The organism is Duganella margarita, from assembly GCF_009857535.1.
Taxonomy (GTDB): Bacteria; Pseudomonadota; Gammaproteobacteria; order Burkholderiales; family Burkholderiaceae_D; genus Rugamonas; species Rugamonas margarita.
This window is the reverse complement of sequence record NZ_WWCS01000010.1, coordinates 155,395-170,966: the sequence shown is the minus strand read 5'-3', so window position 1 is coordinate 170,966 and position 15,572 is coordinate 155,395. Positions and strand designations below refer to the sequence as shown.

The 15,572-nt window shown below is 62.4% G+C and carries 12 protein-coding genes and 3 tRNA genes; 12 read left to right on the top strand and 3 right to left on the bottom strand.

The window, feature by feature from the left end:
* Positions 1-134: 134 nt before the first annotated feature.
* The 7 genes from hbs to yddG all read left to right on the top strand — a co-directional run bounded on the left by hbs (position 135) and on the right by yddG (position 5,162).
* Complete coding sequence (gene hbs / locus GTP55_RS17010; protein WP_070266615.1) at positions 135-407, top strand: non-specific DNA-binding protein Hbs; 273 nt, start codon at positions 135-137, stop codon at positions 405-407.
* A 49-nt stretch (positions 408-456) separates the two neighbouring features.
* Positions 457-532: transfer RNA gene (locus GTP55_RS17005), tRNA-Val, on the top strand.
* Positions 533-602: 70 nt separating this feature from the next.
* Positions 603-679, top strand: a tRNA-Asp gene (locus GTP55_RS17000).
* Positions 680-709: 30 nt separating this feature from the next.
* Positions 710-786, top strand: a tRNA-Asp gene (locus GTP55_RS16995).
* A gap of 172 nt (positions 787-958) precedes the next feature.
* Entirely contained in the window at positions 959-2,077 is a 1,119-nt protein-coding gene (locus GTP55_RS16990; protein ID WP_161046047.1) for a hypothetical protein, read from the top strand.
* Positions 2,078-2,327: 250 nt separating this feature from the next.
* A complete protein-coding gene (locus GTP55_RS16985) occupies positions 2,328-4,238 on the top strand; it encodes a SurA N-terminal domain-containing protein (protein WP_161046046.1) in 1,911 nt (636 codons plus the stop codon).
* A 36-nt stretch (positions 4,239-4,274) separates the two neighbouring features.
* Complete coding sequence (yddG, locus tag GTP55_RS16980; RefSeq protein ID WP_161046045.1) at positions 4,275-5,162, top strand: aromatic amino acid DMT transporter YddG; 888 nt, start codon at positions 4,275-4,277, stop codon at positions 5,160-5,162.
* On the opposite strand, the gene mnmH is transcribed toward yddG, so the two are convergent.
* Entirely contained in the window at positions 5,149-6,210 is a 1,062-nt protein-coding gene (mnmH, locus tag GTP55_RS16975; RefSeq protein ID WP_161046044.1) for a tRNA 2-selenouridine(34) synthase MnmH, read from the bottom strand. The genes yddG and mnmH overlap by 14 nt on opposite strands.
* Complete coding sequence (locus tag GTP55_RS16970; RefSeq protein ID WP_169115389.1) at positions 6,207-6,836, bottom strand: arylesterase; 630 nt, start codon at positions 6,834-6,836, stop codon at positions 6,207-6,209. The genes mnmH and GTP55_RS16970 overlap by 4 nt, the downstream gene beginning before the upstream one ends.
* Before the next feature lie 40 nt (positions 6,837-6,876).
* Here GTP55_RS16970 and GTP55_RS16965 point away from each other — a divergent pair, with 40 nt between their 5' ends.
* Positions 6,877-7,590, top strand: coding sequence for an ABC transporter ATP-binding protein (locus GTP55_RS16965; protein WP_161046101.1), 714 nt, complete (start codon positions 6,877-6,879; stop codon positions 7,588-7,590).
* On the top strand, positions 7,590-9,047 hold the full coding sequence (locus GTP55_RS16960; RefSeq protein ID WP_161046043.1) for a S41 family peptidase: 1,458 nt from the start codon (positions 7,590-7,592) through the stop codon (positions 9,045-9,047). Before GTP55_RS16965 ends, GTP55_RS16960 begins: the two co-directional genes overlap by 1 nt.
* Here the strand turns inward: GTP55_RS16960 and GTP55_RS16955 are convergent.
* A complete protein-coding gene (locus GTP55_RS16955) occupies positions 9,044-10,555 on the bottom strand; it encodes an NAD(P)H-hydrate dehydratase (RefSeq protein ID WP_161046042.1) in 1,512 nt (503 codons plus the stop codon). The two genes, GTP55_RS16960 and GTP55_RS16955, sit on opposite strands and share 4 nt — an antisense overlap.
* 85 nt (positions 10,556-10,640) lie before the next feature.
* On the opposite strand from GTP55_RS16955, the gene GTP55_RS16950 reads away from it, so the two are divergent.
* From GTP55_RS16950 to GTP55_RS16945, 3 genes are all read left to right on the top strand, one after another.
* Positions 10,641-14,252 (top strand): hydantoinase B/oxoprolinase family protein, encoded by a 3,612-nt coding sequence (locus tag GTP55_RS16950; protein ID WP_161046041.1) that lies wholly within the window; start codon positions 10,641-10,643, stop codon positions 14,250-14,252.
* A gap of 100 nt (positions 14,253-14,352) precedes the next feature.
* Positions 14,353-14,493, top strand: coding sequence for a hypothetical protein (locus GTP55_RS29610; RefSeq protein ID WP_202423741.1), 141 nt, complete (start codon positions 14,353-14,355; stop codon positions 14,491-14,493).
* A gap of 9 nt (positions 14,494-14,502) precedes the next feature.
* Positions 14,503-15,510, top strand: a complete 1,008-nt coding sequence (locus tag GTP55_RS16945) for a TraB/GumN family protein (RefSeq protein ID WP_161046040.1) — start codon at positions 14,503-14,505, stop codon at positions 15,508-15,510.
* The last annotated feature ends 62 nt before the right edge of the window (positions 15,511-15,572 follow it).

Sequence of the window (15,572 nt, the reverse complement as noted above, 5' to 3'; positions counted from 1 at the left end):
TTTTTATTTTTACTTATTTTTCTATTGTGTAGCCTTGACACGAGAGTGGGCTGGCTTGTTTAATACGGCCTGAGTTTTTTGCGTTGCCGTATTTTAAGCGGGAACAGATATAACCTTTGTGACGGGGAATTGCTTTGAATAAGACTGAATTGATCGACCATATTGCCACTACCGCTGATATTTCCAAAGCGGCTGCTGCTCGCGCACTGGATGCAGTGATCGACGGCGTGACCACCACCCTGCAAAAGAACGACAGCGTGACCCTGGTTGGCTTTGGTACCTTCTCGGTAAGCGAGCGCGCAGCCCGTACCGGCCGCAACCCACGCACCAAAGAAGAGATCACCATTGAAGCAGCTAAAGTTCCTAAATTTAAAGCTGGTAAAGCTTTGAAAGATGCTGTAAACTAACGGACTTCAGTGAGCAGCAGTAGTTAAACAGCTGTTCACTGCGGTAAATGGGCGGTTAGCTCAGTTGGTAGAGCGGAGCCCTTACAAGGCTTAGGTCGGGAGTTCGAGCCTCTCACCGCCCACCAAAGATTGATTATCAATCACATTTGCCAGGTAGTAAATGTTAGTGTAAAATGTAGCACCTTGTATTTTGCTGGAGCGGTAGTTCAGTTGGTTAGAATACCGGCCTGTCACGCCGGGGGTCGCGGGTTCGAGTCCCGTCCGCTCCGCCAACAAAATACAGACATTAGTAATACCGTTTAGGAGCGGTAGTTCAGTTGGTTAGAATACCGGCCTGTCACGCCGGGGGTCGCGGGTTCGAGTCCCGTCCGCTCCGCCAGATCAAGATACCCCGCAGCTTATATTTAAGCTGCGGGGTTTTTCTTTTTCCGCGTCTGAAAAGTAATCTATTACTCCTGCCGAATTAAACGAACCGTGCGCCATTTCAACGGGTGAGTGAATTATAGTGTTGCATTATCGCAAACTCTACAATGCCTCACGCAGGAAAAGCCATGAGCGGATACCCGTATGAAACCGGAATAACTGAGCTCGATATTGTCGAGAAGCGTGAACGCATAGAACTGCGTTTGCATGCCGCCTACTTGAATCTGACCGACCAAATGACCGAGTTTCGAGGCCAGTGGGATGCCAGTCCGGCTGCGGCATACGCCACGAGCGCACGCGAGGGCTGGAATGCTGGTGGTGCAGGTTGGCTAGATGGCCAAGTTGAGCTGTTCAACGTCGAACTGTGGGCCGACCTCGGCCGCAAGATGCGCGTTGCTGCGGGCTCTCAACGCGCTACTGCATCGGAACAGACGTCTGGCACGCCGGGGCAGGGCGAAAATGACACTCCTGACGACTGGGCCTGGTGGCAACGATCAATTCCCGAAACGGCGTCCGGGCGCGAAGATGCGGGGGATGTGCTCCAGAGCGCGGGGCCCACTGTCATTGCAGGCGAGGATCAGGCGAGAGAACTCTATCAACATCGCGATGCGATTCTAAATCTCCAGAACCTGATCTCGGATGGCAAACCCCAGCCGCTACGCAAATTCCTCGACGCCGTATTGATGAATATAGATTCTGCCTTGGCAGAATCCATCCTCAGCGATCCGAATTTCGATTTGGTGCTGGCAATTGTCGCTGACGACGGTAATGTTTTAAGCTATCTCGCCTACGTCGGACTGATGATGGAAGCAATTCCTCCTAATTTCTATGCTTACGTTGCAGGTAAGGGCGGCGCCTATTTGATGCTGGAAGTCAGCATGCTGACGGTGTGCGCTTTGCTCAGTGGGGGTGCCGAGGCGGCGGACCGTATCAGGACGTTAATCGGTCGCCTCACTGAGGCAGAGGAGGAAATTGATGCCGCAAATGACACGATTCAACGTGGCGCAGCCGCGATCGACGCGTTCATCAGAATGCTTGAAGACCTGTCTGACTCCGTAGACGAGATTCACACTTTCGGTGCAAGATTGGCCCAGGCCAATAGTGAAGGGCTTACAGTAAGACGTAGTATGCACACCACGCTGGCCGAGAAGAGAACCTCCGTGAAACAGGACGAAAAATGTCGAGCTTGCGGGAGCGTGACGCATACAACACCACGCCATCGTCCCGGCAACGTGGAATATGATTAAACGCGGCGCGCCCGGCATATGTCGCTTTTTATCTCCGAAAACGAAATGCTCCAGGCAATCGTGCGCTGTCAAAGTGGCAAGCGAATGCTTGCTAAGCCTACGGTGCTTCTGTAGAATCGTGCGATACTGAATTTTTCGGCATACTCCGGCTTCACTGTGCAGTGCAAGTCATTGAATTAAAAAGAGAATTGGCGAACGCGAGTTCGCCATTTTTGTATGTGCAAGTAATCACCATCCGAATTGGCAGACCATGTTTGAATTTATTCGTACCCACCAGCGTTTGATGCAGATCTTCCTGGCCATCATCATCGTGCCATCGTTTGCGTTTGTCGGCATCGGCAGCTACAAGAGCTTTGGCGATGACGCCAGCACCATCGCCAAAATCGATGGTAAGCCGCTGACGCAGCAAGAGTTCGACAACGCCGTGCGCAACCAGTTGGACAACTACCGCCAGCGTATGGGCGCACAGTTCGACCAGAAAATGTTCGACACGCCCGAGTTCAAGCAAAACGTACTGGACCAGCTGATCGCGCAACGCGCCATCGCTGCTGAAGTGGGCGATAGCCATCTGAGCATTGGCGACGCCCAGCTGCAAAAAGCCATCATGGACATGTTCGGCGGCCCAGCCAGCTTCGACAAAGAGCGCTACATCGCCATCCTGGCCGCACAAGGCCTGCGTCCGGAGCAGAACGATGCCCGCATGCGTCAGGAACTGGCGCTGCAACAGCTGGCGGTCGCGGTCGAAGGCACTGGCTTTGCCCCACGCACCGTGGCCAAGACCCTGTCCGACATCGCCGCCCAGGAGCGCGAAGTGCAGGAACTGCTGCTGCCGGTGGCTGATTTCGTGCCACAGGTCAAAGTGACCGATGAAATGGTCAAGGCCTTCTACGACAAGAACAGCAAGTTCTTCGAAGTGCCGGAGCAAGCCAAGATCGAATACGTGGTCCTGAACAACGATGCCGTCGCCGCGCAAGTCAGCGTGACCGATGCCGAAGTATCGGACTACTACACCAAGAATGTGGCCCAGTTCACCACGCCGGAAACCCGCCGCGCCAGCCACATCCTGATCACCCTGAAAAAGGGCGCCAGCGCTGCCGACACCGCCGCCGCCAAGGCCAAGGCCGAAGCCATTGTGGCCGAACTGCGCAAGACCCCAGGCGATTTTGCCAAGGTGGCCAAGGCCAAGTCGGAAGATCCGGGCTCGGCAGAGCAGGGCGGCGATCTGGGCGTGATCGAAAAAGGCGTGCTGGTCGCGCCGGTCGAAAACGCTATCGGCAAGCTGAAGCTGGGCGAAATCAGCGATCCGGTGCAGTCGGACTTCGGATTCCACGTGCTGACCGTGACCGAGCTCAAGCCAGCCGTGGTCAAGCCGCTGGAGGTGGTGAAAGCCGACGTGACGGACCTGCTGAAGAAGCAGAAAGCCGCCAAGAAGTATTCGGAAATGGCCGAAGCCTTCACCAACACCGTCTACGAACAGTCTGACAGCCTGAAGCCGGTAGCTGACAAGCTGGGCCTGAAGATCGAGACCGCCAGCAATGTGTCGCGCAATCCATCGCCGGCTCCTGGCGCTGGCGCGTTCAACAACGCCAAGTTCCTGACCGCGCTGTTCTCCAACGATTCGATCAGCAGCAAGCGCAATACCGAAGCGGTCGAAACCGCGCCGAATACCCTGGTCTCGGGCCGTATCGTCGAATTCAAACCGGCCAGCAAGCGTCCGCTGGCGGAAGTCGATGCGCAGATTCGTCAGCGCGTGACCATGGAAGAAGCCGCCAAACTGGCGTTCAAAGCCGGCGAAGAGAAACTGGCCGCCTTCAAGAAGTCGGGCGATGCGACCGGTTTCGGCGCTGCCAAGCTGGTGTCGCGCCAGAAGCCTGAAGGCATCAACGGTCTGGCCATGCAAGCGATCATGAAAGCGGATACCAGCAAGCTGCCAGCCTACGTGGGCGTGGACCTGCCAGGCATGGGTTATGGCCTGTACCGCATCGACAAAGTGCAGCAGCCTGCGGCGCAGGACGAGGCCGAGCGCAAATCCCAAGCCGAACAGATCGGCAACGTGATTGCGCAACAGGAGATGGCACAGTACATCGAGTTCCTGAAGCAAAAGGCCAAGGTGAAGATCCTGAAGCCGATCACGAAGACCACCGTGACTGAAGTGAAGTAATCCAGCAAGGGCCGCGACTAGCGGCCCTTTCTACATATGACGCAGACAAAAGGGACTTTGCTTGGCCTGGCGGCGATCGGCTTGTGGAGCACGGCGCCCTCGCTGATACGCTTGTTTAGCGAAACGGCGGGCGCGGTGGCCGGCGCGGCGATGATTTATACGCTGGCCTCGGTGATGCTGGTGGCGTTGCGCGGCTGGACGCCGCTGCGGCAGTACCCGCGCCGCTATCTGCTGATCGGCGGCGCGCTTTTTGCCGGCTATGAGGTCGCACTGGCATTGGCGCTCGGCTACGCGCAGGACCGCACGCAGGCGATCGAGGTCGGTCTGCTGAATTATCTGTGGCCGTGCCTGACGGTGGCGTTGATGGTGCTCGGCGGCCGCCAGCGCGCGACCGTGTGGCTGGCGCCGGGGCTGCTGCTGTCGCTGCTCGGCGTGGCGTGGATTCTGAGTGGCGGCGAGGGCTTGTCGCTGGCGCACATCGTTGCCAACGCGGCGCGCAATCCTGTGAGCTACGGGCTGGCCGCCGGCGGCGCGTTGCTGTGGGCCACGTACTGCTGCGCGGCCAAGCCGCTGTCGCAGGGCACGGACGCGATCGTGCCGTTCTTTGTGTTGACCAGTGCAGTCCTGTGGGTGAAGTTTGCACTGGGCGGCGCAACGCTGCTGCCATTCAGCGTGAGCTCCGCGACCGCCGCCGGCCTGCTGTGTGCGGCGGCTGCGGTGATGGCGCTGGGCTATGCCAGCTGGAACCGCGCTCTGACACACGGCAACCTGGCCTTGCTGGCTGCCGTCTCGTATGCTGCGCCGGTACTGTCGTCCGCCTTCAGCGCGGCCATCCTGCGCACCGCGCTGACCGCCAGCTTCTGGCAGGGCGCCGCGCTGGTGACGGCAGGATCACTATGCTGCTGGTGGGCTACACGCAAGTAGCGATCAACTGGCGCGCTGCGGCGGCGAACGCATCCTCGCTGATGTCATCCAGCGCCAGCGGCAGCGCCTGGCCATAGCGGATGAAATTGCGGTCGATGGAGCGCAAATACGCTGGATCGTAGTGATCGGCCAGCAGTTGTTCCACCAACTCCGGCATCTGCCCTGCATCCGACATCGCCTGCCAGCGGGCGATTTTTTCGCGGCCGTGCAACTGCGTCAGATGTTCCAGCTGGCCGTTGAGCGACGACGGGTCAGCCAGGAAATGCTGATAATCCTCCATCAGCAGGCGCACCCGGTTAGAACGCGACAACGTCAGCGCGATGCAATCAGCGGCGCGCATGGTGTCCATCAAGGCCGCTGGCACCCGCAAATTGCCGACCTTCTTGCTTTCCGCCTCTACAAACACCGGCCGCGACGGATCGAAACGGCGTAGCACCTGCCAGATGCGGTTCTCGAATGCCTTCTGGCTTGGCTGCGGCTGACTCGGCAAATGGCCCAGCACCGAACCGCGATGCATGGCCAGCTGCTCCAGGTCCAGCACCTGCGCGCCTTGCGCATGCAAAACTTCGAGCAAGCGGCTCTTGCCGCTGCCGGTGGTGCCGCACACCACCTGGAAGCGCAGCGACGGCGCCTGTTCCAGTGCCGCATTCACTTCCTGGCGAAACGCCTTGTAGCCTCCGTCCAGCTGCACCACCGGCCAGCCGATCTTGGCCAGGATATGCGCCATCGAGCCGCTGCGGTTGCCGCCGCGCCAGCAATACACCAGCGGCCGCCACTCGCGCGGCTGGTCGATCCACAATTCTTCAATATGCCGCGCGATGTTCCTGGCCACCAGCGCGGCGCCGAGCTTCTTTGCTTCAAACGATCCCACCTGCTTGTATATGGTGCCGACGCGGATGCGTTGATCGTCGTCCAGCACCGGCGCGTTGATGGCGCCCGGAAGGTGGTCGAGCGCAAACTCGCCCGGACTGCGGGCGTCGATGATAGCGTCGAAGGTGTCGAGCTGGTCCAGCACCTGATCGATGCTTAATACTTCCGGATACTTCATTTGGCCTTAATGGTTTTTTGCAGCGTCGGCCAGATATTGGCCAGGATGGTTGGATGGGCCTCCGCCAGCGGATGCAAGCGGTCCGCCTGGAATAGCTGCGGCTTGTCGGCCACGCCATCGAGCATGAACGGCACCAGCGGCGCCTTGATATCCTTGCTCAGCGCGCCATACATGGCGAAGAATTTGTCGGCGTAGTCGCGGCCGTAGTTGGGCGGCATGCGCATGCCGATCAGCATCACCTTGGCGTCGGCCTTGCTGGCGGCGTCGCTCATGGCGCGCAGATTGGCCTCGGCGGCCGGCACCGGCAGGCCACGCAAGCCATCGTTGGCGCCCAGTTCGATCACCACCAGGTCCGGTTTGTACTTGGTGAGCAGGGCCGGCAGGCGCGAACGGCCGCCGCTGGTGGTCTCGCCGCTGACACTGGCGTTGACCACCACCGCATCGATGTTATTCTGTTTGAGTTTCTGCTCCGCCAGCGCGACCCAGCCGGTGCCGCGCGACAAGCCGTATTCGGCTGACAAACTATCACCGAGCACAAGCACGGTTTTTGGTGCAGAATAGGCGCTCGCCGCCGCCGACAGCAGGAGCAGGGCGGCCAGTGATTTCCCAGATAAACGTTTAAACATATTCAGCATGCCCGATTTCCCTAAAGCGTCAACTCATTTCATGCCGGAAGGCCCGGCCCTGGCGTCGTCGCCTGTGACGGCGGCTGGCGTGCAGCCGGCCATCGCCGTCCACGGCCTGGCCAAGCGGGTCGCCGACGCCGCTGGCGAACTGACGATCCTGCACGAGGTAGATTTTACAGTGCAAAAGGCAGAGACGCTGGCGATCGTTGGCGCTTCCGGTTCCGGCAAGTCTACTTTGCTCGGTTTGCTGGCTGGGCTGGACACTCCCAGCGCCGGCACCGTGGTGCTCGATGGTGTAGACATTTATGCACTGGATGAAGACGGCCGCGCAGCCTTGCGCAAGGAAAAACTGGGCTTTGTGTTCCAGTCCTTCCAACTGCTGGCGCATTTGACGGCGGTGGAAAACGTCATGCTGCCGCTGGAATTGTCCGGCGTGGCCGGCGCCCGCGAGAAGGCGGAGGCGATGCTGGCGCGGGTTGGCCTGTCGAGTCGCCTGAAACATTATCCGAAATACCTGTCCGGCGGTGAGCAACAGCGCGTGGCCTTGGCACGCGCTTTCGTCAGCGAACCGCCGCTGCTGTTTGCCGACGAACCGACCGGCAGCCTGGACGCCGCCACCGGCGAAGCCGTGATCCAGCTGATGTTCGAGCTGAATCGCCAGCATGGCTCGACTTTGGTGCTGGTCACCCACGACCAGGCCATGGCCGCCCGCTGCGGCCGCACCATTACGATCGCAGCGGGTCGCCTGGTCTGATGCGCCGCCTTGCTGCGGCCTGCCTGTTGGCGGCAGGCGCCGTCACGGCTGCCGACCTGCCGCAGACGCCGGAACAGTGGCAGCGCGCGGCCAGCGCCGATATCGACGCCGCTTATCAGATTACCCTGGACAACCACCCCGGCACCTACGACCCATCGAATCCCGGCTTTGCCGCCCGTCTCGGCGAGGCGCGCAAGGCGGGCCTGCAATTGGCTGCGCAAGTGCGGGATGGCGCCGGCTATCAGGCCGCGCTGATGCGGTTTAATACGGTGATTCACGACGGCCACGCGGGCGTGGCGTTCACCATGCCGCCGGCGGTGGAATGGCGCTGGCCCGGTTTTGTCGCGGCCTGGCGCGGCGACAGCATGTATGTCTATGCCACCGTGCCCGGCGGCCCGCCAGCCGGTAGCCGGATTGAGGGCTGCGATGGCGAGGCGATCAGCACACTGGTGCAAACCAACGTATTTGCGTTTCAGGGGCGCAGCGATGAGCCGGGCAGCTGGTGGAGCGAAGCGCCCGATGTCTTTGTCGACAAGGGCAACCCGTTTATCAAGCGGCCGCAGGTCTGCGCCTTCGCGCTGGATGGCAAACAGTTTGCGATGACGCTGGCGTGGAGCCAGTACACCAACGAGATGCTGCTCTGGCGCCAGCAAAGCTATAACGGCACGACGCTGCCGGTCGGCCTGACCGAGCCGCGCCCGCGCCTGTATTGGGCCGCGATGCCGGAATTCCAGCCGGACGAAGCGCAGCGCACCGCCTATCGCGCAATGTCGGCGGAACTGCGCGCGCATCCGCAGCGCTATCAGCAGGCGGACGCTGTGGTGATCGACCTGCGCGGCAATCACGGCGGCTCGTCGCTGTGGAGCCTGGATTTTGCCGGCGCCTTGTGGGGCGATGCCGATATCGCGCGGCGCGACCAGCAGCGCACGGGCAAGCAGCAGGTGTGGTGGCGTACGTCGCCCGGCAATGTGGCGCATGTGCGCTGGATGGTCGCTTTTTTGAAGGAGCAAGGCAATGCCGAACTGGCGGAAGGCATCAACGCGCTAGCCAACGTCATGCAGGACGCGCTGGAGCGCGGCGACAAGTTTTACGTCAGCAGCAGCGGCCCGCCAGCAGCGGACACTGCCATGGTAGCGGCGCCGACTGCGTTCAACCGTCCCGTGTACGTCATCGTGCCGGGCCAGTGCGCCAGTGCCTGTCTGGATGCGCTGGACTACTTCACCATGTTCCCGAATACGAAACTGATTGGTGCGCCGAGTTCGGCAGACAGCAATTACATGGAAGTGCGCTACCAGTCGCTGGTCTCCGGTGCAGCGAAAGTGGTCATTCCGAACAAGGTCTACGTGGGCCGCCCGCGCGCGGCAGGGCAATTCTACACGCCACAAATCGTTGTGCGCGATCTTGAGTGGTCGACCGACACTTTCTTGAAAGTCATTCAGGCCGACCTGAAACGCTAGCGGCCGTGGTGCTGCACCATGCGGTTGAGCGCCGTGCGGATGGCTGGAATCAGCTCGGCAGCGGTAAGGCCGATCGGGCCGCAGCCTTCGCTGACCAGCACATCCGCCGCCATGCCGTGCAGCCAGACCGCCGCCAGCGCGGCTTCCCAGTGCGGCCAGCCCTGCGCCAGCAGCGCGCCGCACAGGCCCGCCAGCACGTCGCCGGTGCCGGCCGTGGCCAGCGCCGGATTGCCGGTGGTGTTGATGACGGCCTTGCCGTTGGGCGCCGCGATGACCGTGCCCGATCCTTTCAGGACCACCACGGCGTTGAGGCGCGCGGCCAGCGTGCGCGCTGCGGCCAGACGGTCGGCCTGCACGGCGGCGATGTTGGCGTCCAGCAGGCGCGCGGCTTCCAGCGGATGCGGCGTCAGCACCGTCGGCTTGCTGCGCTGGGCCAGAACGGTTTGCAGCGAGGTGTCAGCGGCCAGCAAGTTAAGGGCGTCGGCGTCGGCCAGCAGCGGGCTGCCGCTGGCAATGGCGCTTGCCAGCAAGGCTTGCGCGGCGGTCGAGTCCCCCAGTCCGGGGCCGATCACCAGCGTGGCCTGATTCAGCTCGTAATTGCCGGCAGGGCGGCACATCAGTTCTGGCTGGCCGGGATCGCATGGCAGCGCGTCTTCCACGAACAGCGCGTAGACGCGGCCGGCGCCGCTATTGAGCGCCGTACGCGCGGCCAGGATCGGCGCGCCGCTCATGCCGCGCGCGCCGCCGATCACCGCCACGTTGCCGTAGCTGCCCTTGTGCGAATTATGCCGCCGCGCTTTTAAATGGCGGGCGAAGAATTTGACGTCGTTCAGGTGCAGCGTCGCCGGCGCAAAGTGGCTGGCATCGATTTCCAGCCGCGAGATGTCGACCAGGCCGGCGTAGTCGCGGCCATCGCAAGTGTGCAGGCCCGGCTTATTGCCGATGAAAGTGATGGTGTGGGTGGCGTGCACCGCCACGCCGTCCGGGCCGACAACGCAGCCGGTGTCCGCATCCAGACCGCTCGGCACGTCCAGCGCCAGCACGCTGCAGCGCAGCTGGTTGACCGTCTCCACCAGCGTCCGTAGCGGGCCGCTGAGCGGCCGTTTCAGGCCGATGCCGAACAGGCCGTCTACCACCAGATGCCATTCGGTGCCGGCGATGCTGGCGTCTTCCACCGCGCGGAAGCGGGCATCGCTGGCCTTGGCCCGTTGCAGCGCTGCCTGGCGTTCGGCCGAGGACTGGCTGTCGTCGGCCGGGCCGAAATGGATCAGCGTGACCTGCGCGCCGGTGTACGACAGGTGCGCGGCCGCCTCCAGCGCGTCGCCGCCGTTGTCGCCGGGACCGGCCAGCACCAGCACCCTGGCCTGGCTGGTGCTCAGCGGCAGCAGGTCCAGCGCGGCATTGGCGCCGGCCTGGCCGGCACGCTGCATCAGGGCGCCCGGCGGCAGCGTGGCGGCGGCTGCGTGCTCGATGGCACGGATTTCGGCAACGGTGTAAAGTGGGTTCATGGTGCCATTTTAGCATCGATATTTGTGTGGGCGGCTCCGCAGCGCCGGCACTACAATACACGCTTCATCACTTAGCGAGGCACGCATGGATTGGGAATTCTGGATCGACCGTGGCGGTACGTTCACCGACATCGTGGCGCGCGCGCCAGATGGCCGGCTGCGCACGCTCAAGCTGCTGTCCGAGAATCCCGAACATTACGCCGATGCGGCCATCGCCGGCATTCGCCAGCTGATGGGTGTGGCCAAGGGCAAGCCGATTCCGGTAGAGCAGATCGGCGCCGTCAAGATGGGCACCACGGTGGCCACCAACGCGCTGTTGGAGCGCAAGGGCGAACCGACTGCGCTGGCCATTACGCGCGGCTTCCGCGACGCGCTGCGCATCGCCTATCAAAACCGTCCACGCCTGTTTGACCGGCGCATTCTGCTGCCGGAACTGCTGTACAGCCATGTGATTGAAATTGATGAACGCATGGGCGCGCACGGAGAATTGGTGACTGCATTGGACCTGGACGCCGCACGCGCCGGTCTGGAACAGGCGTATGCTACGGGCTTGCGCTCGCTGGCCGTGGTCTTCATGCACGGCTACCGCTATCACGCCCACGAAACCCGCGTGGCCAGTATCGCCCGCGAGATCGGCTTTACGCAGGTGTCGGTGTCGCACGACATCAGTCCGATGATGAAGCTGGTGGCGCGCGGCGATACTACTGTGGTCGATGCCTATCTGTCGCCCATCCTGCGCCGCTATGTCGAGCAGGTGGCCGGCGAACTGCCGGGCGTGAACCTGCAATTCATGCAGTCCAACGGCGGCCTGACCGACGCCCGTGCGTTCCAGGGCAAGGACTCGATCCTGAGCGGCCCGGCCGGCGGCATCGTCGGCATGGTGCGCGCCTCCCGGCTGGCCGGCTTCGACAAGGTGATCGGCTTCGACATGGGCGGCACGTCGACCGACGTGTCGCACTATTCGGACGAATTCGAGCGCGTGTTCGAGACCCAGGTGGCCGGCGTGCGCATGCGCGCGCCGATGATGAGCATTCATACCGTGGCGGCCGGCGGCGGTTCGGTGCTGCATTTCGACGGCAGCCGCTATCGCGTGGGGCCGGACAGTGCCGGCGCCAATCCGGGCCCGGCCAGTTATCGCCGCGGCGGACCGCTGGCGGTCACCGACTGCAACGTCATGCTGGGCAAAATCCAGCCGCATCACTTTCCGCAATTGTTCGGCGCCGACGGCAAGCAGGCGCTGGACGCCGCCACGGTGCGTGAGCGCTTCGGCGACATGGCCAGGGACATCGCAGACGCCACCGGCATGCCCACTACGGCGGAGCAGGTGGCTGAAGGCTTTCTCGATATCGCGGTCGGAAACATGGCCAACGCCATCAAGCAGATTTCCGTCCAGCGCGGGCACGACGTGACCGAATACGCGCTGACCAGTTTCGGCGGCGCCGGCGGCCAGCACGCCTGTCTGGTGGCCGATGCGCTGGGCATGAAGACGGTGTTTGTGCATTCGCTGGCGGGCGTGATGTCGGCCTACGGCATGGGGCTGGCCGACCAGACGGCGATGCGCGAGGCGGCCGTCGAAACGCCGTTGAGCGAAGAGGCGCACGGCGAACTGGAAGCGCGCCTGCATGCGCTGGGCCGGCAGGCGCGCGCCGACCTGCATCACCAGCAAGTGGACGATGAGCGCATTACGCTGATCCGCCGGGTGCACCTGCGTTACGAAGGCACCGACACCGCGCTGATCGTCCTGTTCGATACGGTGGCGTCGATGCGGCAGCAATTTGAATCGGCTTACCGCAAGCGCTATTCCTTCCTGATGCAGGCGCGCGCGTTGATCGTCGAGGCGGTGTCGGTGGAGGCGGTCGGCAAGTCCGATGCGCCGTCGGAAACGGTGGAGCCGGCGGCGCGCCGCATGTCCGGCCTGATGCCGCATACGGTGGTGCCGATGTACAGCGGCGGCAAATGGCGGCAAACCAGTTTGTACCAGCGCGGCGCCACGCGCATCGGTGATGTCATCAAGGGTCCGGCGATCATCGCCGAAGCCAACGCCACCACCATCGTCGAAGCGGGCTGGCAGGCCGAGGTCACGCTGCACGATCACCTGGTGCTGAAGCGCGTGGCGGCGCTGCCGGAGCGGCGCGCCATCGGCACCACGGCCGATCCGGTGATGCTGGAAATCTTTAATAACCTGTTCATGTCGATCGCCGAGCAGATGGGGCTGCGCCTGCAGAACACCGCATACTCGGTCAACATCAAGGAGCGGCTGGACTTCAGCTGCGCCATCTTCGACGCCGACGGCAACCTGATCGCCAACGCGCCCCATATGCCGGTACATCTGGGCTCGATGGGCGAGAGCATCAAGACCGTGATGCGCGAAAACGCCGGCCGCATGCGCGCCGGTGACGTGTACATGCTCAATGACCCGTACAACGGCGGCACCCACCTGCCGGACGTCACGGTGATTACGCCGGTGTTCGATGCGACCGGCGCGCGCATCCTGTTCTACGTCGGCTCGCGCGGCCATCATGCCGACATTGGCGGCACCACGCCGGGATCGATGCCGCCGGATTCGCGCGTGATCGAAGAAGAGGGCGTGTTAATCAATAACTTCAAGCTGGTGGACGGCGGCCAATTGCGCGAAGCCGAAACGCGCGCTTTGCTGGCCGGCGCGCAGTACCCGGCGCGCAATCCGGATCAGAATCTGGCCGACCTGCGTGCGCAAGTCGCCGCCAACCAGAAAGGCGTCGACGAGCTGCATAAAATGGTGCTGCATTTCGGGCTGGATGTGGTGCAGGCTTACATGGGCCATGTGCAGAACAATGCCGAGGAAGCGGTGCGGCGCGTCATCAGCGCCTTGAAGGACGGCGCCTTCACGCTGCCGCTGGATAACGGCGCACAGATCCAGGTGGCGGTGCGCGTGGATCAGGCGGCGCGCAGCGCGGAGATTGACTTTACCGGCACTTCGCCGCAGCTGGAAAATAACTTCAATGCGCCGTCGGCGGTGTGCATGGCGGCGGTGCTATACGTATTCCGCACGCTGGTCGATGACGAGATTCCGCTCAACGCCGGCTGTCTCAAGCCGCTGAAGGTGCTGATTCCGGAAGGCTCGATGCTCAATCCGCATTATCCGGCCTCGGTTGTCTCCGGCAATGTGGAGACCTCGACCTGCATCACCAATGCGCTGTACGGCGCGCTGGGCGTGATGGCGGCGGCGCAGGGCACCATGAACAACTTCACCTTCGGGAACGCGAAGTACCAGTATTACGAGACCATCAGCGGCGGCTCCGGCGCAGGGGACGGCTTCGATGGCACGTCGGTGGTGCAGACCAATATGACCAACTCGCGCCTGACCGATCCCGAAATCCTGGAGTTCCGCTTCCCGGTGCGGCTGGACAGCTACGAAATCCGCGCCGGCAGTGGCGGAGCAGGGCACTGGAACGGCGGCAACGGCGGCGTGCGCAAAGTGCGCTTCCTGGAGCCGATGACGGCGGCCATCCTGTCCAACAACCGCATTTACGCGCCATTCGGCATGGCGGGCGGCTGGCCGGGTGCGCTGGGCCGCAACAGCGTGCAGCGCGCGGACGGCAGCGTGGATGTGCTGGGCCACATCGGCAAGACCGATATGCAGCCGGGCGATGTGTTCATTATTGAAACGCCGGGCGGTGGCGGTTTTGGCACGCCCTTGCCGCCATCAGCCGATTAGGCGATACCCCTGGCATCGGATGGCGCCACCTCCCAATCGGGTCTTGTCCGGCTGTTGCCTGCAACGTACAGTTGAACTTTAGACAGGTTGGGAGGACATCATGCGCACTTTATTGAGGATTTTTCAATCCCGTAGCTCACCGCGCGCCGCGATTGTGTCCGCCTTCCTGCTGTGCGGTTTGTATTTTGTCTCCTGGTACTTCATCAGTCACTGCCTGGCCAACGGCCTCATCGCTTTCTGAATCTGACCTATGCTCAAACGCCTGCTGCCCACGTTTTGCCTGCTCCTGCCACTGACTGCCGCGCTGGCCCAAGAAGCCACGCCAGCAGCCCCCACCGAGGAGGCCGCGCCGCAACCTGAAACCATCCTGCTGGTTGGGCAGCGTCCCGGTCCGGGTTTGTGGAAGGTCAGCAAGGGCGATCATGTGTTGTGGGTGTTCGGCAGTTATTCGCCGCTGCCACTGAAGATGGAGTGGCGCTCGCAGCAGGTGGAGTCGATTCTGGCGCAGTCGCAAGAGTATCTGGGGCCGCCCGGCGCGCATGGCCATGTTGGCTTCTTCCGCGGCCTGACCTTGCTGCCGAGCCTGATCGGCATCAAGAAGAATCCGGACGGGGCGACGCTCAAGGATGTGCTGCCGGCTGACGTGTATGCGCGCTGGCAGCCGCTCAAGACCAAATACCTGGGCAAGGACGACAGCATCGAGCGTGAACGGCCGATTTTCGTGGCGGATGCGCTGTACGACGCGGCGCTGAAGCAGGCTGGGCTGGGCAAGGGCTACGATGTCAGCAATAAAATCAACGCCATCGTCAAGGAACGCAAGATCAAGAAGACCGACACCAGCATCGCGCTCGAAATGGACGATGCCTCCAGGATGCTCAAGGATTTCAAGAAGTCGTCATTGGCCGACACGGCGTGCTTCGACAAGACGCTGACGCGGCTGGAAAGCGATCTGGACGCCATGCGGGTGCGCGCCAACGCCTGGGCCAAGGGCGATCTGGAAGCGATCCAGAAACTCAGTTATGCCGACCAGGAAGCGGAATGCCGCGACGCCTTGCGCAACGCCGATTTCGTCAAGAACCAGAAAAACTGGCAGAACGTCCAGCAGCGCGTGCAGGATGCGTGGCTCACTGCCGTCGACAAAGCGCTGGACGCCAATACCACCAGCTTTGCCATGCTGCGCCTGTCTGACCTCATCGGCCCGGACAGTTATCTGACGGCGCTCAAAGCCAAGGGCTACGAAGTGGTCAGCCCCGACTGATGCCGTCGTTCCCGCGCAAGCGGGAACCTATGCTGAGCCGTATCAGCATGGATTCCCGCTTG